At 40.1% G+C, this 20,496-nt stretch carries 12 protein-coding genes and 1 pseudogene; 8 read left to right on the forward strand and 5 right to left on the reverse strand.

Features of this window, described 5'->3' with window-relative positions:
- Window positions 1-119 precede the first annotated feature (119 nt).
- The 4 genes from ACQ86H_RS02315 (at window position 120) to ACQ86H_RS02330 (ending at window position 7,001) form a co-directional block, all read left to right on the forward strand.
- Complete coding sequence (locus tag ACQ86H_RS02315) at window positions 120-1,199, forward strand: mannose-1-phosphate guanylyltransferase (RefSeq protein ID WP_431293744.1); 1,080 nt, start codon at window positions 120-122, stop codon at window positions 1,197-1,199.
- A 1,214-nt stretch (window positions 1,200-2,413) separates the two neighbouring features.
- Entirely contained in the window at window positions 2,414-3,322 is a 909-nt protein-coding gene (locus ACQ86H_RS02320; protein ID WP_431293745.1) for a nucleotidyltransferase family protein, read from the forward strand.
- A 600-nt stretch (window positions 3,323-3,922) separates the two neighbouring features.
- Window positions 3,923-5,389, forward strand: a complete 1,467-nt coding sequence (locus ACQ86H_RS02325; RefSeq protein ID WP_431293746.1) for a polysaccharide biosynthesis protein — start codon at window positions 3,923-3,925, stop codon at window positions 5,387-5,389.
- 4 nt (window positions 5,390-5,393) lie between these two features.
- Window positions 5,394-7,001 carry a gliding motility protein RemB gene (locus ACQ86H_RS02330; RefSeq protein WP_431293747.1) on the forward strand — a complete coding sequence of 536 codons (1,608 nt, stop codon included), beginning with the start codon at window positions 5,394-5,396 and terminating at the stop codon, window positions 6,999-7,001.
- A gap of 68 nt (window positions 7,002-7,069) precedes the next feature.
- On the opposite strand, the gene ACQ86H_RS02335 is transcribed toward ACQ86H_RS02330, so the two are convergent.
- From ACQ86H_RS02335 to ACQ86H_RS02350, 4 genes are all read right to left on the reverse strand, one after another.
- Complete coding sequence (locus ACQ86H_RS02335) at window positions 7,070-11,410, reverse strand: PAS domain S-box protein (RefSeq protein WP_431293748.1); 4,341 nt, start codon at window positions 11,408-11,410, stop codon at window positions 7,070-7,072.
- Between the two features lie 308 nt (window positions 11,411-11,718).
- Complete coding sequence (locus ACQ86H_RS02340; protein ID WP_431293749.1) at window positions 11,719-12,570, reverse strand: sugar transferase; 852 nt, start codon at window positions 12,568-12,570, stop codon at window positions 11,719-11,721.
- Between the two features lie 68 nt (window positions 12,571-12,638).
- On the reverse strand, window positions 12,639-12,920 hold the full coding sequence (locus ACQ86H_RS02345) for a hypothetical protein (protein WP_431293750.1): 282 nt from the start codon (window positions 12,918-12,920) through the stop codon (window positions 12,639-12,641).
- Window positions 12,920-13,324 carry a response regulator transcription factor gene (locus ACQ86H_RS02350; protein WP_138818857.1) on the reverse strand — a complete coding sequence of 135 codons (405 nt, stop codon included), beginning with the start codon at window positions 13,322-13,324 and terminating at the stop codon, window positions 12,920-12,922. Before ACQ86H_RS02350 ends, ACQ86H_RS02345 begins: the two co-directional genes overlap by 1 nt.
- Before the next feature lie 406 nt (window positions 13,325-13,730).
- On the opposite strand from ACQ86H_RS02350, the gene ACQ86H_RS02355 reads away from it, so the two are divergent.
- Both ACQ86H_RS02355 and ACQ86H_RS02360 read left to right on the forward strand, forming a co-directional pair.
- Window positions 13,731-14,819, forward strand: a complete 1,089-nt coding sequence (locus ACQ86H_RS02355; protein WP_431293751.1) for a histidine kinase dimerization/phospho-acceptor domain-containing protein — start codon at window positions 13,731-13,733, stop codon at window positions 14,817-14,819.
- Window positions 14,813-16,030 (forward strand): ATP-binding protein, encoded by a 1,218-nt coding sequence (locus tag ACQ86H_RS02360; protein ID WP_431293752.1) that lies wholly within the window; start codon window positions 14,813-14,815, stop codon window positions 16,028-16,030. Before ACQ86H_RS02355 ends, ACQ86H_RS02360 begins: the two co-directional genes overlap by 7 nt.
- A 201-nt stretch (window positions 16,031-16,231) precedes the next feature.
- Here ACQ86H_RS02360 and dxs read toward each other — a convergent pair.
- Window positions 16,232-18,159: pseudogene (gene dxs / locus ACQ86H_RS02365) on the reverse strand (1-deoxy-D-xylulose-5-phosphate synthase).
- Between the two features lie 246 nt (window positions 18,160-18,405).
- On the opposite strand from dxs, the gene ACQ86H_RS02370 reads away from it, so the two are divergent.
- Both ACQ86H_RS02370 and glyA read left to right on the forward strand, forming a co-directional pair.
- Window positions 18,406-19,149, forward strand: a complete 744-nt coding sequence (locus tag ACQ86H_RS02370; RefSeq protein ID WP_431293753.1) for a segregation and condensation protein A — start codon at window positions 18,406-18,408, stop codon at window positions 19,147-19,149.
- A 62-nt stretch (window positions 19,150-19,211) separates the two neighbouring features.
- A complete protein-coding gene (gene glyA / locus ACQ86H_RS02375) occupies window positions 19,212-20,483 on the forward strand; it encodes a serine hydroxymethyltransferase (RefSeq protein WP_431293754.1) in 1,272 nt (423 codons plus the stop codon).
- Window positions 20,484-20,496 lie beyond the last annotated feature (13 nt).

The raw sequence follows: 20,496 nt of genomic DNA on the forward strand, positions 1-20,496 counted from the left end.
GGTTTAATATCATGTAGGTCATTTTCTATCTCCAAGATGGTTACTTAAAGATCCCTCTATTGGAAAACAAATATTGGATAATTTAAAAAAACACTGATTAATACAAAAAATAGTATTTCATGAAAAACAATACCTACGTTCTCATTATGGCAGGCGGAGTCGGAAGTCGATTCTGGCCTAAGAGCCGTAATAGTTTTCCAAAACAGTTTATTGACATCTTAGGAGTGGGTAAATCACTTCTCCAGCTAACTTATGAGCGATTTTTAACAATTTGTCCAAAGGAGAATATTTATATACTTAGCAATTCTCAATATGATGATTTGATCTCTGAACAATTGGCTGGGATTTCTAAGGATAATATCATTTTAGAGCCAAGCAGAAACAATACTGCCCCGTGTATTACCTATGCATCTTTTAAAATTGCTAAGATAAATCCTGATGCAAATATTGTTGTTGCACCTTCAGACCATTTAATTCTTAATGAGCCCGTTTTTTTAGCACAGGTAAAACTCGGATTGGATTATGCTGAGCAGAATGAAGCATTAGTGACCTTAGGTATTAGTCCTACCCGTCCGGATACCGGCTATGGTTATATTAATTACGTTAATGCCGAAAGTGGTGATATTCATCAGGTAATTGGGTTTATGGAAAAACCTGATTTGCAAAGGGCAACCGAGTTTATAAAGACTGGTGGTTATGTTTGGAATGCGGGAATATTTATATGGAACGTATCGAGCATACTAAAAGCATTGAGTTCCTACGCACCCGAAATCTATAACCTCTTTCTAAACGGAAAAGAGGTTTATAACACAGATAAAGAAAATACATTTATTAGTGAAAACTATCCGCTTTCGACAAATATCTCCATAGATTATGCTGTTATGGAGAAAGCGGATAACGTATTTACCATTACAGGAGAGTTTGGCTGGTCAGATTTAGGAACCTGGGCATCGCTTCATGAAGTCTCAGAGAAAGATACAGACAACAATGCGGTAAATAGTCGCTCGGTTCATCTTGCTCAGAGTTCCAATTGTATCGTGCAACTTCCAAAAGATAAGGTTGCGGTGATAAAGGGCCTCAACGATTATATCATCGTTGATGATGGCGATGTTTTGTTAATTTATCCGAAAAACGAAGAACAAGAAATCAAGAAGGTTTCAGGGCTTATAAGTGAAAAGTTTGGTAATAGCTTTTTATGATAATGAAATCAATGAATTTTGGGCAAAGTGAAGGTATCTCATTATGACAATTTTTCTGATTAGCCGATTATGATTATACAAATCTGTGTGCCTTAGATAAAATTTAATCTGAAAATAGAGAGAGCAACATATCGTTAGTCTTTCAATGATAAGTTTAAGAGGACAGTTCCGCTTGTAACAGATTTAATTTTCTATATCAGTTATTGTTTTTACAGACTGGCCTTGGGAAAATCTAATACAGGATTTCTTAGAGCCAGTTTAAAATTAAATAAAATTTATTTCGTATGTCATTTCGAGGCATAATTTATTGTATAATAAAAATCAATATGAATGGACAGATGGATAAAGAAGGTAAATGGTCTCGAAGTATCGTCATTTCTACCGCATTGGAGAGCCCGAAGGCTCTGCGAAGCAAAATCTTTAAAATTAGATTCCAATAAATAGTACAAAGATCTCTCCACTTCGCGTTGCTCCGGTCGGGATGACGACCATTCTATTAGAGTCTGTCACTGGTAGTGCAGTCCGAAAACCATTTCACACATTAATAAAAGCGATCTATTACACTCAGCGTAACAGCAAAGGCTATAATATTTAAAAAATTAAACAGGCGCTTGGTATTATAATTAATAGGTTTTAGATAAACTTTACCCGGGTGTTGTAAACTGTTTGGTATACTTTTTACTGGGTAGGTATCAACTTAGATCACCTCATAAATATAAAATTTTCAATTTTAAGAACTGATTCTATAAAATTTTCGCTTGCACCTGTAGCAAATAAAATGTCTTAGCGGAATGAAAGGGAGTATTTTTTTTAAAATGAAGTTTCTTGGAATTCGACTTAATTCATTTTTGCATTTAGGACATTTATGCTCTGCTTTAACTACTTCTGATGATGCCATGATGATAGAATAGTTTGTTATTTCATGAAAATCTGTAAATATTCAGATATGGCACAAAGATAAGGAAATTATGCGTTTGTTTTTGGGTTTAGAAGGGTGTAATTGTCCTTATTTTTGATAATTTAACTATTATAGATGACTTTAATCAAGTATTTTATGGTTTTTCAGTTTCATTATTTGTTAATATTAAGTTAATGTTAATAATTTGTTTTATTTGATCATAATAAATATAATTTATGTCAATTTTTAGTGATGTCTAATCTTTTTTTAGGTTAAATAATGTATTTTAGCATTATTTTTTTAAAAAAAAGTTTAAATGAACAATCTCAAACCTTCATTGGTAATTCTTGCAGCCGGAATGGCAAGTCGTTATGGTAGCGCTAAACAAACAGAATCTTTTGGTCCCACTGGTGAAACCATTATGGAGTATTCAATTTTTGATGCCATTAAAGCCGGATTTGATAAAGTGATCTTTATCATCAGGGAGGAATTTGCCGGATCTTTTAAAGCTGCGATGGAACCAAAACTTCTGGGTAAAGTTAAACTCGAATATGTTTATCAAAGCTTGGATAAATTCAGGAACGGGCGGGCTTTGCCTGCAGGTCGTGTTAAACCTTATGGAACACAGCATGCCTTATTGTGCTGCAAGGATGTTCTCGATGCACCCTTTGCGGTCATCAACGCGGATGATTTTTATGGAATGGATGCTTTCAAAAAAGCTTATGAGTTTCTAACGGAGACCATTGAAGATGGAAAGTATGCCTGCCTTGGTTACCAGTTGAAAAATACGCTGAGTGAGCATGGTGCGGTTACACGTGGAGAGATAAAAGTAGATAAAGAAGACTTTGTTGTAGGCATTACCGAAAGAAAAGAAATTTTTAAGCGTGATGGTAAGGCATTCAGGGTGAACGATGGGCAGGAGGTAGAAATGGATTTACTGACGCCGGTAAGTATGAATTTTTTCTGTTTTACACCATCATTTGTGGCATGGAGCGAAGGTGAATACTATAAGTTCCTCGATCAGCATGATGGTGAGCTAAAATCGGAATTTTTGATTCCGGAGGTGGTAGATAAGCTAATCAATAATGGTAAAGGGGTAGTTAGTCTTGTTAAGACCGATGCGAGGTGGTTTGGGGTAACTTTTAAAGAGGATGCTGAGATTGTGCGGTCTGAACTTGAACAGCTAACGTCTGACGGTGATTATCCAAAAAGCCTTTGGTCCTAAGTAGATTGAATTTTTCCGTTCTTTAAAATATTTTTACTGCTTTGAGCGTAGACAAGCACTTTGTTGATAGAATGGCAGGATTATTGCGGACACTGTGTATCTTTGAAATACACACTTAGCCTATAAAAAATTGTTTACACAAATTAATATTGTCCCACGATGGGTTATTTTTACCCTTGATCTGATTTGTTGTTCACTGGCGATGGTTTTCGCCTATATGTTAAAGTTTAATTTAAACCTAACATCAGTGGACGTGCCTCAGTTGTCAACCAACCTGCTTCTGTTGATGTTGATCAATTCGATCGTATTCTTATCGACCAAAAGCTATTCTGGTATCATCAGATATACCAGTGCCCAGGATTCGATTAGAATATTATGCTCCGTCATGATCTCCACCGGGGTTTATTTCATCTTTAACCTGTTCGCTATAAGTTTTCTAACCAAGCCACTTATACCAAACACGATATTGATCATTGGCGGATTATTCAGTTTTCTTTTTCTGATTACCTACCGGATTTTTATTAAGTATATTTTTATGTACATTAAAAATCTGAAACTGGACAAAAAAAGGTCATCATTTATGGTGCGGGCGAAGCGGGTATGGCTACGAAAAGAACGTTTGATCATGACGAGAAAGTTAATAAATACATCGTTGCCTTTGTAGATGACGACCAGCGTAAGATAGGTAAGGCGATTGATGGTGTCAGTATTCTGGATGCCCGCAATCTTGCACATTTAATTGTCAAACACGAGATAGATGAAATTATTTTTGCGTCCTACAGTATTCCTTCTGAAAAAAGAGATGCTATAGTAGACCTGTGCTTAGAACATGATATCAAGGTGTTGAACATTCCTCCGGCAGATGCATGGACCAATGGAAAATTACAGCATGCGCAGATTCAAAAACTGAATATTGAAGATTTGTTGAACAGAAAACCGATCAGCATAGATATTGAAGGTATCGGAAAGATGCTGCACAAAAAAAGAATACTCATTACCGGAGCTGCGGGTTCTATTGGAAGTGAAATTGTCAGGCAGTTATCAAAGTTTGATGTTGGTCTGATCATCTTGTGTGATCAATCAGAAACGGCATTACATGATCTTTATCTGGAGCTTGATGAAAGCGACCGTACTAAAAATTATCAGTCGTTTGTTGGCGATGTCCGGGATGAACAGCGCATGGACAAGCTCTTTAACATGTACAGGCCAGATTACGTTTATCATGCCGCTGCATACAAACACGTGCCTTTAATGGAGGATAATCCTGCTGAAGCGATAAAGGCGAATGTGCTGGGTACAAAAACGGTTGCGGATAAATCAGTTAAATATGGTGTTCAGAAATTTGTAATGATCTCGACCGATAAAGCGGTAAATCCAACCAACATCATGGGCGCATCTAAAAGAATTGCGGAGATCTACGTTCAGTCACTCAACAATTCACTTGGCCAGCGGGATTTTTTATTCAGTAATGGATTGAGTTATATTAACCGGTTGGAAAAAAGACCTGTGACCAAATTCATTACCAGTAGATTCGGCAATGTGCTGGGATCTAATGGTTCGGTTATTCCGCGCTTCAAACAGCAGATCGAAAAAGGTGGTCCTGTCACCGTTACGCATCCTGATATCACCAGATACTTTATGACCATTCCTGAAGCCTGCAGGTTGGTGCTGGAGGCAGGATGTATGGGCAACGGTGGAGAAATATTTGTTTTCGATATGGGCAAATCTGTCAGGATTCTTGACCTTGCCAAAAAGATGATCAAGCTGGCCGGTCTTGAACCCAATGTAGATGTTAAAATAGAGTTTTCAGGTCTTCGTCCTGGAGAAAAATTGTATGAAGAGCTGTTAAATGATAATGAGAATACCATGCCTACCCATCATGAGAAAATTATGATAGGTAAAGTGAGGGAATATGTATTTGATGAGGTGGCAAGCAACATCGCCGAGCTGATCAGATCTGCTAAGCAGGACGATGACATGCAGGTGGTGATCAATATGAAAAAAATGGTTCCGGAATTTAAGAGCATGAACTCAATATTTGAAGAGCTAGACCATTTGGTTAATTAATAAAATGAAGAAAATTTTTGTTCTGGCTGTTCTGGCCTTTTCAGCGATCTGCTCCTGGGGTCAATCTACTCCAAATGTTAATATCCCGTATGATTATCAGTTTTATCAGAAATTCAATCAGCAGATCTATAGCCAGGATAACAAGTTCCACTCCTCAATAAAGGGCATCTATTCCGATGGGGTTGAAATTGCGGGATCTTACGATTCGCTAATGAAAATTGGAATGGATACGCTGAACAAAGGTTCCTGGGTGCACAGGAAGTTATTCAATGAGCATTTATTAGAATTTAATGGTGAGGATTACAAGGTTTATGCTGACTTTCTACCCGATTTTCAGGTGGGCAGGGATTTTAGTGGTAAAAGGAATACCTGGTTGAACACCAGAGGATTTCAGGTTGGTGGATCGGTGGGAAAACAGTTTTCTTTTTATCTAAACGGATTTGAGAACCAGGGCAAATTTGTTGATTATGTAAACCGTTACATTGTCGCCAATCAGGTTGTTCCGGGACAGGGCTCTGGTAAGCTCGGGACTGACACACAGGACTGGTCATACGTTACGGCATTATTATCTTATACGCCGAATACACATCTTAACTTTTCATTGGGTTATGATAAGAATTTTATTGGAGACGGATACCGCTCGATGCTGCTTTCTGACGTGTCATCCAATTATTCGTTTTTTAGGGTAAGGGCTACGCTCGGTGCTGTTCAATACCAAACGATCTTTGCCTATATGCTCGATCCCGGCGCACCCAAACTTACCGACGACCGCAGGTTGGGCGATAGGGGAAAATGGATGGCAGCCCATTACGTGGACTGGAACGTTACCAAAAAATTCTCTCTGGGATTTTTCCAGGCCGTGACCTGGGCAGATGCTGAAGTAGAAGGCAAACGGGGATTTGATTTTAACTATGTACATCCTTTTATCTTTTTACGGCCAGTAGAAAGTACAAATACAACCTCGCCTGATAAGATGAGACTTGGTTTTAATCTGAAATACGAAGTGTTAAAGAATACCGCGCTTTACGGGCAGTTTATGTTTGATGAATTCACCGCAAAGGAATTTTTCGCTGGCAATGGATACTGGGCGAACAAATATGCCGTTCAGCTTGGATTACGCGGATCTGATCTTTTTAAGGTAAAGCGTCTTAATTATCTGGCTGAATTCAATACTGCCCGTCCCTATACTTATGCCCACTTTGACAGGCTGTCTAATTATTCTAATTATAACCAGCCTCTTGCACATCCTTTTGGTGCTAATTTCAGGGAATTTTTAGGGATATTAAACTACAGTTATAAACGTTTCGATTTACAGGGAGAGGCACTCTATTCGAGGTACGGGAAAGATCCTGATGGCCAAAACTATGGTGGGGATATCTTTAAAAGTTATGATACGCGGTCTGTGCAATACGGCAGTAAAGTTGGTCAGGGGATAAAGACCAATCTCTATTTTGCCCGTGCTCAGGTGTCCTACTTGCTTAATCCAAAATACAACCTCCGCCTGGAACTGGCCGGGACATTCCGCCGGGAGAGTAGTACTACTGTAGAAAATAGTAATTTGCTTACCTTCGGTATCAGAAGTAGTTTCAGAAATATATACCACGATTTTTAGCGGGTAAAACTCTTTACCGGGAGAAGAAGATGCTTTAGCGCACTTGGGTTCTGAAGCGCGCTAAAACATTATTCAACAGCATATCTTTTTTTCAATAATGGAATAAGTATTTCAATTTCCTTTTTTAACAGTTCTGTTTCGGCTTTTAAAGAAATGGGGTCGGAAATATTCAGTTCTTGTATCCTGGAACTAATTTCTGCGAGATTGTTCAGTCCTGCTGAAGAGGACATGCCATAAAGCTTATGTGAAAGGGAGATGATCATTTCGGGATCTATGGGAGAGATCATTCTGTCCAGCTGCGAAAATGTCTGATCAAGCTGAATGATCGTAATGCCGATTATTTTTTTTATTCTTTCCATGTCACTATCCAGATAGGATTCAAGTTTTCTACTGTCGAAATGCACAGGCTTGATTATTTCAATGATATGTTCATCAGGTTTTTTAACATCAGGCAGCCATTTTTTTAATATGGTTTCGATATTTTCTTCTAAAACGGGTTTGGTGATGAAATCGTCCATTCCTGCTGCTAAGCTTTTTTCGCGTTCCCCCATTACATTTGCCGCAGTAAGGGCAATTATAGGGGTTCTTTTTCCATTTTCAATTAGTCTTATATTGCCCGTACATTCATACCCGTTCATTTCCGGCATCTGAATGTCCATAAAGACAAGATCAGGAGATTCCTTCTGGAAAGTCTCAAGGGCTACCAGGCCGTTTTCAGCTTCGAGTATGATACTCTGGGGATGAAGTTTTTCAATCAGTGCACGGGCCAGAAAACGGTTGACCTCATTGTCTTCCACAATCATAAATTTATACTGATATCCGTTGTTCTCCCCATGGAAGGCTGTTAGTTCCATGGACTCATTAGCAATTTCGCTGGTTTTGAGCCTGGAAAGTACACGGTAAAGTTCATGCATTTTGATCGGCTTCAACAGGCGGTGGTGAATCTGAAGTTCCCGGCATGCTTTAATAATCTTTTCATCATCAGAGGAACTGTGAAGGAGTATCAGAGGAAGATTTTCCTGATCGAGAGTGAAGTTCTCCCTGATTTTTCGCGAGGTCTCCAGTCCATCCATATACTGCATGTGATAGTCCATCAAAATCGCATCATAAACTCTTCCTTCGGCCAGGAACTGAAGTGCTTCAAAACCATTTCTGGCCTGGTCGGCCTGAATATTTTTCAGGGAGAGCATATTCACCAATATTGCTCTGTTATTATCATTATCATCGACTACAAGAACATGAGTTATACTTTCTATGCCTCTCCATTCAATCGGCTCTCCCTGTTCAGATTTTAGTTTAAGATCAAAGAAGAAAGTACTTCCTTCTCCAGGTGTACTTTTGAGCTCAAGATGGCTACCCATCATCTTGAGTAATTTATTGGAGATTGTAAGCCCTAATCCAGTTCCACCATATTTTTTTGTGGTTGAGGAGTCCTCCTGAGAAAAGGCGCCAAAAATCTTTGCCTGCTTACTTTTTGCAATGCCTATCCCCGTATCCCGTACGCTGAAGCGGTATGAATGCTGATTCTCTGCTATGCCCAGGCTTTCTATTTTGAGTTCTATTTCCCCTTTGGTTGTAAACTTTGCTGCATTTCCCAATAGATTGATCAAAACCTGTTTTAACCGAAGCGCATCCGTCCATACAAATCTTGGCAAATCCGGTGGCAGGTTTAAAAGCATCTCCAGGTTTCTGGCCTGGATCTGGTAAGTAGTGATGTCGCTGGCCTGCCAGGCAATATCGTACAGATCACATTTTTCAATATCCAGTTCAAACTTACCCGCCTCAATTTTTGAAAAATCCAAAATGTCATTGATAATACTTAATAAAGAATTTGCCGACTGGTTTACAATTGTCAGGTATTGTTTTTGCGTTTCACTCAGCTGGGTTTTCAGTACCAGATCGGTAAAACCTATCACGCCATTGAGCGGGGTTCTGATTTCATGGCTCATATTGGCAAGAAATTCCGACTTTGCAGCATTGGCATGATCGGCACGCAGTCTGGCGACGGTCATCTCTTCCCGGTGTTTGACTGCAGCGGATATATCCTGTGTGAAAATCATCATTCCGCCTATAGATCCATCTAGCTGGTGCCAGGGCCGCATCTCCCAGGTGATCTGATGGGGAGTATTGTTCCTGACGTCAACATATATATCTTCTTCCTTTTTAACTATCTTACCACCTAGCACCGCTTTGTGATTGGCGATCCGGTCTTCTGAAAGATTAGGGAATACGTCATAGTACCATAGCCCTTCGATGTTGCTGGAGATCTGTGTATAGTCTTTAATCCATTTGCGGCTGGCTGCAAGAAAATGCATATTGTTGTCAAGCATTGCTACCGAAGCTGGAGCATTTTCGATGAAAGCAAGCAATATGGCTTTCTCCCGGGCGAGTGCTCTTTCGGTTTCTTCTTTTTGAGTGATGTCTGTAGATATACCAAGGTATCCGATTGTTTCCCCTTCGGTGTCCTTGATTGAGGTGATGGATAATGAAACCCTTAAGCGTTTACCCGACTTGGTGATAAAGGTGAAGGGCCTTTCTTTATGTGGACTCTCGGCGCATCTTTTAAAAACATCAAACCCTTTAATTTCATAGCCGAGTGTTGACGAGAAACTTGTACAAAGTTCTTCAACTTCTGCCTTGTCATGCAGCATTTCAGGTGTTTGCTTACCGATCATTTCCGCAGCACTATATTCCAGTAAACGCTCTGATGCCCGGTTAAATACAGTAATGATCCCTTCAGTATCTGTTGCGATAATGCTGACCTCTGTAGATGCGGAAAGTACGTCGTCCAACAGTTTTTTAGATTCCAACAGTGCCAGTTCTGCCCGTTTCTGATCGTCTATGTTCTGAAAGGTTCCAAAGATACGGTTCGTCGCGGACTCCACAGATTCTGCGTGTCCTTTTGCCCTTACCCAAATTTCCTTTCCATTAAAGTCTGTAATTTCAAGCTCTAGGTCCCAGTCTTTGCCTGTTTGAATGCATTCTTCAATGGCCTGCTGAATTTTCTCCCTGCTTACTCCCTCCTTGTAAAATTTAAGTGCGTTATCAAAAGTGGGTATGAAATCTACCGGCACACCATGTATTTCCCTGGTGGTAGCTGTCCAGACAACTTTTTCCTCATTCAGGTTAAGTTCCCATCCTCCTATTTTTGCAAGTTTGCTTGTTTCCTCTAAAAGGTTCCGGGTATGGATCAGCTCATGCTCAAGTTTTTTCTGATCGGTGATATCAACTGCGTTACCAACAATGTAAGGCGTATTGTCAAGATCTTTCTGTAATACGTTAGAATATAGCCAAATCCGCTCTTCTCCCGACTTCCGTTTCACGATCATTAATCCTTTTGAATGCCCGTTTTCTGCAATTTCAGATAGGTATTGACGCAGATTTTTATGCCTTTCAACCGGAATAATGTCAAAAAGGCTCTTATCCTTTAGTTCTTTTCTTTTAAAACCGAGTATTTTTGCGCCGGCAGAGTTGATTGAGATGAAGTTTCCTTCCATGTCATGGGTGCACATCAATCCCTGCGAGCTTTCAAAGAAAGCTTTGAATTTCTGTTCACTGACTTTTAGTGCCCTGTTTTTTTCTACCTCGGCGGTAACATCACGCCCAATGGCAAAAAGATTTCCGTTGATCTTTTCAATCGTTGCTGTCCATTCAATGGTTTTATGTTGTCCATCTTTGGTGAGCATGTTATGTGTTGTCTTATCAGACGGTTGACCGCTTTTTAAGCTATCCCAAACTTCCATTCCCTCTTTCAAGTCCTGAGGTGGAATAAAGTCAAAGATAGTTTTTTGCTTCAGTTCGGTTTCATCGAATCCGAGCCGTTTATTAAAGCCTGGATTTACCTTTTTGAATTTTCCATCCGGTGCCAAAATACAGATCAGATCTTCAGAGTCATTAAACAGCGTACTGAAATTCTTATATTCTTCTTTTTTGCGGCGTTCTATGATTAGCGATATGGCCTCTTCGGCAAGTAAAGACAATATTCGCTGCTGCGCAGCCGTTAATTTTTTTGGTGCCAGGTCTGCTACGCATATTGAACCCAGGGTAAAGCCATCGGGGTCTATTAAAGGATATCCTGCATAAAACCTCACTTTCACGCCGTCCTCAGAAAGCGCATGGTGCCGGAAACGTTCATCTTCGAGTGTATCTTCTACTATGAACACCTCCTCACCAAGTAAGGTATACTCACATATTGCAAAGTCCCGGGGAACCTCTTCTATAATGAGACCAGTTGCTGATTTATACCAGAGTCTATCCTTTTCCGCGAATGAAATTAATGATATTTCACACTCACAGATTAACGATGCGATCTCGGTAAGCCTGTCAAATCCCCTCTCTTGTCCAGAGTTTATGATTTCATAATTATAAAGTGCTTCCAGACGAGCATTTTCATTTTCTTGCATTTCCATCTTTTTGTCAGGTAAAGCATTGTTAATTTTACTTTAAACTAATAAGTAGAAATAAAAGCAAATTATTTAATAGCCTGATTTTTATGCCATGTATCCGGCATTTAAATTAACTGAATTTACAGTTATATTAGTATTCTTTAATATTACGATTAGTTGTTGAATATCAAAAACAAAAATGGGAAAAATTGATTTTCTTTAGAAGTTTATCTGTTCCTTCAGCTAAAGAATTGGGAATGGTAGGCTTTCCAAAGAATATAGTCTGTTTAAACCATAATAAGTTTTTTTAATTTCTCCTTCAGCCGTTAGGGCTAAACGCTTTCTTTCTGGAAAAGCGCAGGGATCGTCTTCAGGATGAGTTTGATATCGTTCGAAAAACTTTGGTTCTTTGCATATTTGTTATCAAGAAGGAGGCGCTCTTCCTCACTCATTTCTCCTTTTCCCCGTTTCTCCACTTGCCATAGTCCCGTTATTCCTGCAGGTGCGGCAAACCGCAGTACATATCTATCTGTCGTAAGTTTTTCAGCTTCATAAATTGGCAGGGGCCTGTTTCCAACAATGCTCATGTCTCCTTTGATTACATTCCAGAGCTGTGGCAGTTCATCGATACTCGTGTTTCTGATGAAATTGCCGATTTTTGTTATCCTTGGGTCATTCGCGATTTTGAAAAATGCAGATCCGCTGTTGGCTGCACTAAAATAACCCCCGTCCTTTTCACACCACTGTACACCATCGCCATACAATGGATACTGGCATTTCCCAGCTTGTAAGCAGTCCTGGCAAAGGACGGTATCCCCGGCTGTTGTTTTTTGCTCAACCCGGTCCAGATCATATTGATTGAGATGCATCAGATCTTTGATCTTTTTATCTGCATCAACATACATGGAGCGGAATTTATAAAATCTAAATACCTTAAATCCGGTTCCGGCACGCAGTGAGTAATAAAAAACAGGGCCTTTTGATTCCAGCCATATTGAAAGCGCAACCAGCACTAATAAAGGAAATAATACGATTAGTGCAAAACCGGCAAAGAAAATGTCAAACGTTCTTTTTGCTAATCCGATCGGGCGTATCACATTTGGTCTGATAGCAAGACTTTTGGTCAGTGCTGTCCAGTTCCGGACAAAAAAATTAATACGTTTTTCTACCCGGGCTTGATGCATAGGCAGCCGGAATACATCTGAAATGCCTGCTGTAAGGGCCAGGATCCTTAAATTCGGATTGAAGTACTTTACAACCAGAAAAAAGGTACGCTTGGCATCTGTATATTTTTGAGGGTTTCGATAAGCGCAAGGCCACCGTTCGACAGAATTTCGCTGTTAGATATGATGGCCACGATTTCAAGATGCTGTTCGGTCCATGTCTGTGCGAGCTTTAGTCCATTGTCGAAATAGACGAGTCGCATGCCGTCAAATCTGCAGTTTTCAAAAAAGGTACGTTGTGTATAGTCATCAAAGCCTATCATGGCTATGATGGGTAGCTCAATCGGCCCGCTGATCTCTTCCTCCGCCATTAAAAATTGCTTTTTCCGGCTCGTCGGAGTACCATCTTTATTCTGGCTTCCAGTTCAGCAGGATTGAAGGGTTTAACCATGAAGTCATCAGCACCAGCTTCCAGGCATTTGATGCGTTTATTCGAGCTTTCCTCTCCTGATAATATCATAATTGGCAGGGAACTGAAAAAGTCGCTGGTCTTTAGCTGTTCGATCAGCTCAAGGCCACTCATATTGGGCGTGTTCAAATCAGATATAATCAGATCCGGAATGTTTCCGTTCTGTAGGAAAGTGAGTGCAGTCATTCCGTCAGGCCTAATATCTATGCGGTATTTAGTCTGCAATATCTCTTCAAGTATTGCCTGCATAAATTCATCATCCTCAACAAGGAGAATATGTACTTTAGGATTAGTCTGTTGGTTCATTAGTCAAGAAGCGTTATTGGAATAGGACTCTTATGTAATTTTTTTGCACAGTCACTGTCTGAAAGTAAAGGCCAACCATTTGAATGTAAAATTGATTTTCAATAATTATTATCTTCGTTGATGCGTTAATAAATTCGAAATAATTTCAGTTTTGATAAATAATAAATTTAATTTAGGCACGGCGACATTTCAATGCAATTATAAGAAAAAATAAATAAATAACTTTTTTTATTCTTTTTAGGAGTATTAAAAATCATTGGGATAAGCCGATTAGCCTTAAACATAATTTCTCTTTCTATAGAACTTTGGCTCCTTGTTATTGTTCTAGTTGGCAGGGGATGAGGTAAGGCATTATGGCCCTGCCTGTACGATATAGTTCCTAATTTACCGCTATAATAGTATAAAAATGATAAACAGAAACCTTTTGTCGCTGGACAGCGCCCAGCTTAACCGGCTATTTCCGTTCTTTGTCATCGTTGATGCAGATATGAATATAGTTGAACTGGCTGAGCGCCTGGAAGAAATCAGCGGTAACTGTGTTGGTGAACCGATTTTCGATCATTTCGAAGATCTCCATACCGGTAAAGATGATCAATATCCTGATTTGGGAAGCACTGGGATGACGATGAAAAAACAGCCTGTGCGGATAAATGGAAGATGGGAAAAAATCTTTGCTCAAAATTTATTTTTTTTCGCCGGATACGGGCAATCACTCCTTAACACGCCTAGGCCTGCTATAGGAGGTTTAGTAGTTGATAGAGATCAAGATAGCCAAATGGAAAACCTGCCGTTTTCTGTTAACGAACACAGTTATTATAATGTTATCGCAAACATGAAGCTTGGTTTGCTGGAACTGGATATAGAAGAGCAGATTGTTTATGCAAATAACAGCTTTTGTGAAATATCAGGATACGATTTTACAGACATTAAAGGCAGATCAGTCTCAGAATTGTTTAACGGCAAGCTATTCTCGAAAGAGGGTGATGCGATAAGTTATGAAAGCATCAATGCAGAGGTAAGTGAAATCCAGTTTTTGGATGCGAAAGGCGAGCGGAAATGGTGGCTGATATGCAGGACCATAAATTTTAACAATAAAAGTGAAGTAATCGGTTCTCTCCTGGTCAACTTTGAAATTACCCGTAACAAGCAACAGGAACTCGAACTGATCGCTTCAAAATTAGAGGCTGAAAAAGCTGCCAATAGCAAGGACATGTTTCTGGCGAATATGAGCCATGAGATTAGAACGCCTATGAACGCAATCATCAATATGGCTAACCAACTTTCCAGGACCAACCTTACTGTTGAGCAGGATTACTGCATCCAGACCATACAAACAGCATCAAAGAACTTACTGGTAATTATTGATGATATTTTAGATCTTTCAAAGATTGAAGCCGGTAAAGTGAATCTCGAATATATCGGGCTGAATATTTCCAATGTACTCAGGGAGGTAATTCAGGTGATTATACACAGGGCTGAAAAAAAGGGTTGGTAATCCATTATCTTCAACCCCACTATGATGATATCGCACCAGTTTTGATAGGAGATCCCTTTAGGATCAGTCAGGTAGTATTAAATTTGTTAAGCAACGCCATAAAATTTACAGACACGGGATTTGTATCCCTTACGGTAAGCCTTCTGGCAGATTTTGATGATGCTCAGGAAATTGAGATCCTGGTGAGGGACACTGGAATAGGAATGGAGCCTGAATTTATTAAACGTCTTTTTGACAACTTCAGCCAGGAGTATGAGTCTGTATCACGCAGGTATGGTGGAACTGGCCTGGGAATGAGTATATCTAAGAAGCTGGTTGCTCAAATGGGTGGATATTTTAATGTTAAGAGTGAAAAGGGGAAGGGTTCTGACATTTCGTTTGTCATCAGGCTGAAGAAAGGTGTTGGGACCGATCTCCCCGTGGAACCAAAATTAGCGCTTAGTGATGACCTGTTTTCAGGCAGGAGGATTCTCATTGTTGACGACAACGAAATGAACAGGCTTGTTGCTTCAACTATACTATTAAACTTTGGTCCTCAGATCATGGTCGCTGAGAGTGGGGAGATCGCTCTTGAGATGGTTGATAGGGAAGATTTTGACCTGATTCTTATGGATATTCAGATGCCAGTTATGAATGGTTACGATACAACACGATTATTAAGGGATGGTGGCTATAACGGGCCTATCATTGCGCTCACAGCCTCTGCAATAAGCGGGGAAAGGGAAAAGTGTATTGCTGCGGGCATGGACGATTATATTACAAAACCGATAAACGAAGAACTTTTTATTACAGTGATCGATAAATGGATGATAAAAAAAGCAGTAGCGCCTGATCAGCCGGAAGCTGTGCTTCCGCTTTACAGTCTGGATGGCCTGTATGTTATAAGTAAGGGGAAGGAGGATTTTGTTACCAAAATGATTCAGCTATTCTGCGATCAGATGCCCGTTACCCTCCGTGATCTAAACTACGCTTTAGAAAATACTGACCTTCCAAATATATCAAAACTGGCACATAAGCTTAAGTCAACCATTGATCACCTTGGTATTATTTCGATTCAGCGTGTAATAAGGGATATTGAATCCTTAAGCGATGAAAACGCTCCGGTTTCAGAACTTATCCCAATGATTGACCAGGTGAATCGTGTCATTGATAGGGTAGTTTTGGATCTCCAAACTGAACTAAAAGGAAGGAATCATGATCTGGCTGATTAACCGTGTGGGACTTATAGCCAATTTTTGACTTTGGGAAATAGGTAGGAAGCCCCTTTTTCTCTGATTATGGTTATTGATTTTGAATTTTGGCGGCTAGAACAATATATGCTGGTCAGTTCTGTACCATCAGCGTTCAATAGACTTAAGATCTAAGCTCAAAGCGTTAAACCGAAACAGGTAATTATACCGATAATATGGGCTTTATCCCGCCATTTTATCGGTAACACGCTTAACGGCAACGTTTTTAACTGCCTTAACGATGGCATCTTTATCATAGCCACACTCTGCCCAGAGCTCGGGCTGTTCTCCATGGTCAACAAACTTATCAGGGATTCCAAGTCTGACTACCTGTGCGTTATAGTTATTATCGGCCATAAATTCCAATACTGCAGCACCTACCCCTCCTGGTAATGAACCATCTTCAACAGTGATCACGTTTTTGTATTTGGAAAATACCTCGTTCAATAAAGCTTCATCCAGTGGTTTGACAAAACGTAAATCGTAATGCGCCGGATAAAAACCCTCGCTATTTAATTCTGTACATGCTTCAACAGCAAAATTACCCACGTGGCCAATAGTTAATAGTGCTACGTCTTCCCCGTCACAAATTTTACGGCCTTCACCAATTTCCAATGCTTTGAAAGGTCTCTTCCAATCGGGCATTACCCCATTTCCGCGGGGGTAACGGATTACAAAAGGCCCTATATTTTCTTGTTGAGCTGTAAACATCAGGTTACGAAGCTCTTCTTCATTCATAGGGGAAGAAACGATTAGATTGGGTATACAGCGCATATAGGCGATATCGTAAGCACCATGGTGTGTTGCACCATCGGCACCTGCCAGACCAGCTCTATCCAGGCAGAAAACTACGTTTAGTTTCTGGATGGCTACATCATGGATTACCTGATCGTATGCCCTTTGCATGAAACTTGAATAGATATTGCAGAAAGGAACCAATCCTTGCGTAGCCAGGCCGGCGGAGAAAGTTACCGCATGTTGTTCTGCAATACCTACATCGAATGCGCGTTTCGGCATTGCTTTCATCATAATGTTTAATGATGAGCCGGATGGCATTGCTGGTGTAATGCCTACAATTTTATCGTTAGCCTCAGCCAGTTCTACCATGGTATGCCCGAAAACATCCTGATATTTTGGTGGTTGCGGCTTATCTGGAATGCTTTTTTGATTTCGCCTGTAATCTTATCGAATAAACCCGGGGCATGCCATTTGGTTTGGTCTTTTTCTGCCAGGGCAAAACCTTTTCCTTTTACTGTAATACAATGTAGAAGTTTAGGCCCCGGAATAGCAGATAAATCTTTTATGGTTTGCGCCAGGCGTGTTACATCGTGCCCGTCAACAGGACCAAAGTACCTGAAGTTTAATGCCTCAAATAAATTACTTTGTTTGAGTAACGTGCCTTTAATACTCTTCTCTATTTTCTTAACGTATTTATGTGCATTTGGGCCAAGCTTAGATAGCCCTGTGAGTACATGAGAAATGTCATCACGAAAACGATTATAAGATTTTGAAATGGTGATACTGGTTAGATATTCTTTAAGTGCACCTACATTCGGATCGATAGACATACAGTTATCATTCAGGATCACAAGCACATTACTGTTTTCGATCCCTGCATGGTTTAATCCTTCAAAAGCTAAACCAGCTGTCATGGCACCATCGCCAATAACGGCCACGTGCTGCCTGTCGGTTTCACCTTTTAGTTGTGAAGCCACCGCCATCCCTAAAGCTGCGGAAATGGAAGTAGAAGAGTGGCCTACACCAAAGGTATCGTACTCACTTTCTGAAATTTTCGGAAAACCGCTAATGCCACCATATACTCGGTTGGTATGGAATAAATCTCTGCGGCCAGTTAAGATCTTATGCCCGTATGCCTGATGGCCCACATCCCAGACTAATTTATCGTAAGGGGTATTTAAGGCATAGTGTAAGGCTACGGTTAATTCTACCACACCTAAGCTGGCGCCAAAATGGCCGCCATTAACACTAACTACATCAATAATATATTGTCGTAATTCCTGGCTTATTTGTACTAAGTCAGATTCGCTATATTGCTTTAAATCAGCAGGATAGTTAATTTTAGATAATAGGGGGCCAGCTTTTACTTGCATTCGGAATTTAGGGGAAAAAACAAGATACAAAGTAAGTTAAATTTGTTTTAATATAGAAGAGAAAAATAGCAGTTTGTTATAGCGGGTTAAGCAGGCTGGCGTTTAGCGGCTGGCGCAGCGCGTTGAGGATTGGCGTATGGCATTGAATTAGGGTGGAGCGGTGAGCATTTGGCGAAGTTTAGCTGAGGGTTGCGTATAACGTTTTAAGTTAGAGGACCTGGAAATTTTCATTATGTTTGTTGCTACATGCAGGCAGAAAATTTTGAAATAAAGCTTCCGGTATTTGAAGGTCCCTTCGATTTGTTGCTGTTCTTTATTGAACGCGATGAACTTAATATACAGGATGTGGAGATTGCGAAGATTACCAACGACTTTTTGGCTTATATTCACCAACTCCTTGCCTTAAATGTAGAAGTAGCGAGCGAATTTATTCTGGTTGCTGCCACCCTGATGCGGATTAAATCTAAAATGTTATTACCGAGGATCGAGTTAGATGAGGTTGGCAACGAAATCAACCCGGAGCAGGACCTTATTGCCAGGCTGATTGCCTATAAGCAGTTTAAATCAGCAGCAGAAGAAATGAAGGTTTATGAAGAGGATCGGTTAAAGCAAAACCAGAGGGGTAACATTACGTATGATCTCACATTGGCTGCCGCTTCATCTACGCATCAGGACGAGCTTTTATCATTAGATTTGTATAAGCTTTTAACCGTTTATCACCGGACCATGCAGAAGTATGAGCTGCGCAGTGAAGAAGTTAAACATACTGTGGTGCAATATCCCTATACCATCGAACAGCAAAAACACTTTATTGCCAACTTGCTTGATATCAATAAACAGATCGATTTTGCCCTCGTGCTTAAAAACTCAGAAAATAAAGTACATTTCGTTTATAATTTCCTGGCCATTTTAGAGATGTTGCAACAGCAAATCGTAGAGATAACCATTGGCAGCGGCTTTAACAACTTTAATGTGAAAGCATTATCCTAAATACGGCCAAAATTAAATTTGAAATCCTTACTTTTGCAAAAAAATACAAACCTAAATATACAATGACACGCGACAACCAAATTTTTGAACTTATCGATAAAGAATTAAACCGCCAGGAGCATGGTTTAGAGCTTATTGCATCAGAAAATTTTGTAAGCAAGCAGGTAATGGAAGCTGCCGGATCGGTACTGACCAATAAATATGCCGAAGGCTTACCAGGAAAACGTTACTATGGCGGTTGCCAGGTGGTAGATGTGGTAGAGCAGATTGCTATCGATAGGGCAAAAGAATTGTTCGGTGCGGCTTGGGTAAACGTTCAGCCACATTCTGGAGCACAGGCTAATGCGGCAGTAATGCTTGCTGTTCTGCAACCAGGCGATAAAATATTAGGATTTGATCTTTCTCATGGCGGGCACTTAACACATGGTTCGCCAGTTAACTTTTCGGGTAAATTATATCAGCCATTATTTTATGGTGTTGAAAAAGAAACCGGACTCATTGATTATAACAAATTAGAGGAAGTTGCTTTAGCCGAAAAACCAAAACTGATTATCTGCGGAGCCTCTGCCTACTCACGTGAGTGGGACTATGCTTTTATCCGTGCAGTAGCTGATAAAATTGGTGCTTTGGTTTTAGCTGATATTTCTCACCCGGCAGGTTTAATCGCAAAAGGATTGTTAGCGAACCCACTTCCACACTGCCATATTGTAACCACTACAACCCACAAAACTTTACGTGGACCACGTGGCGGTATGATTATGATGGGCCAGGATTTCGAAAATCCATGGGGATTAAAAACGCCTAAAGGCGAAATCCGTTTAATGAGCAACTTGCTCGATATGGCTGTTTTTCCAGGAACACAAGGTGGTCCGTTGGAGCATATTATTGCCGCTAAAGCAATTGCCTTTGGCGAAGCTTTAAGTGAAGAGTACGGAACATACATTAAACAGGTAGCTGCTAATGCACAGGCAATGGCTAAAGCATTTGTAGCAAAAGGTTATGGCATTATTTCAGGTGGTACAGATAACCATTTAATGTTAATTGATTTGCGCAATAAAAACATCACCGGTAAGGTAGCCGAAAATGCTTTAGAGAAAGCGGAAATCACCGTGAATAAAAACATGGTGCCTTTTGATGATAAATCTCCGTTCGTAACTTCCGGTATCCGTGTGGGTACTGCTGCCATCACTACCCGGGGTTTAAAAGAAGCCGAAATGGAACAGATTGTTGAATTAATCGACAGGGTTTTAACTAATCCGGAAGATGAAGTTAACCTAAATACAGTGAAAGCTGAAGTGATTAAATTGGTGAGTGCATTTCCACTTTATAAATAGGAAAGGTAATTCG

The sequence above is a fragment of the Pedobacter sp. P26 genome (genome assembly GCF_050632135.1).
Taxonomy (GTDB): Bacteria; Bacteroidota; Bacteroidia; order Sphingobacteriales; family Sphingobacteriaceae; genus Pedobacter.

What these genes read in the sequence shown, in the direction of transcription:
- ACQ86H_RS02315 (WP_431293744.1), top strand. Translation starts at nt 120, where the DNA reads ATGAAAAACAATACCTACGTTCTCATTATGGCAGGCGGAGTCGGAAGT.
- ACQ86H_RS02320 (WP_431293745.1), top strand. Translation starts at nt 2,414, where the DNA reads ATGAACAATCTCAAACCTTCATTGGTAATTCTTGCAGCCGGAATGGCA.
- ACQ86H_RS02350 (WP_138818857.1), bottom strand. Translation starts at nt 13,324, where the DNA reads ATGAACCAACAGACTAATCCTAAAGTACATATTCTCCTTGTTGAGGAT.
- glyA (WP_431293754.1), top strand. Translation starts at nt 19,212, where the DNA reads ATGACACGCGACAACCAAATTTTTGAACTTATCGATAAAGAATTAAAC.
- ACQ86H_RS02345 (WP_431293750.1), bottom strand. Translation starts at nt 12,920, where the DNA reads ATGGCGGAGGAAGAGATCAGCGGGCCGATTGAGCTACCCATCATAGCC.
- ACQ86H_RS02355 (WP_431293751.1), top strand. Translation starts at nt 13,731, where the DNA reads ATGATAAACAGAAACCTTTTGTCGCTGGACAGCGCCCAGCTTAACCGG.
- ACQ86H_RS02330 (WP_431293747.1), top strand. Translation starts at nt 5,394, where the DNA reads ATGAAGAAAATTTTTGTTCTGGCTGTTCTGGCCTTTTCAGCGATCTGC.
- ACQ86H_RS02335 (WP_431293748.1), bottom strand. Translation starts at nt 11,410, where the DNA reads ATGGAAATGCAAGAAAATGAAAATGCTCGTCTGGAAGCACTTTATAAT.
- ACQ86H_RS02325 (WP_431293746.1), top strand. Translation starts at nt 3,923, where the DNA reads ATGGCTACGAAAAGAACGTTTGATCATGACGAGAAAGTTAATAAATAC.
- ACQ86H_RS02370 (WP_431293753.1), top strand. Translation starts at nt 18,406, where the DNA reads ATGCAGGCAGAAAATTTTGAAATAAAGCTTCCGGTATTTGAAGGTCCC.
- ACQ86H_RS02340 (WP_431293749.1), bottom strand. Translation starts at nt 12,570, where the DNA reads ATGCATCAAGCCCGGGTAGAAAAACGTATTAATTTTTTTGTCCGGAAC.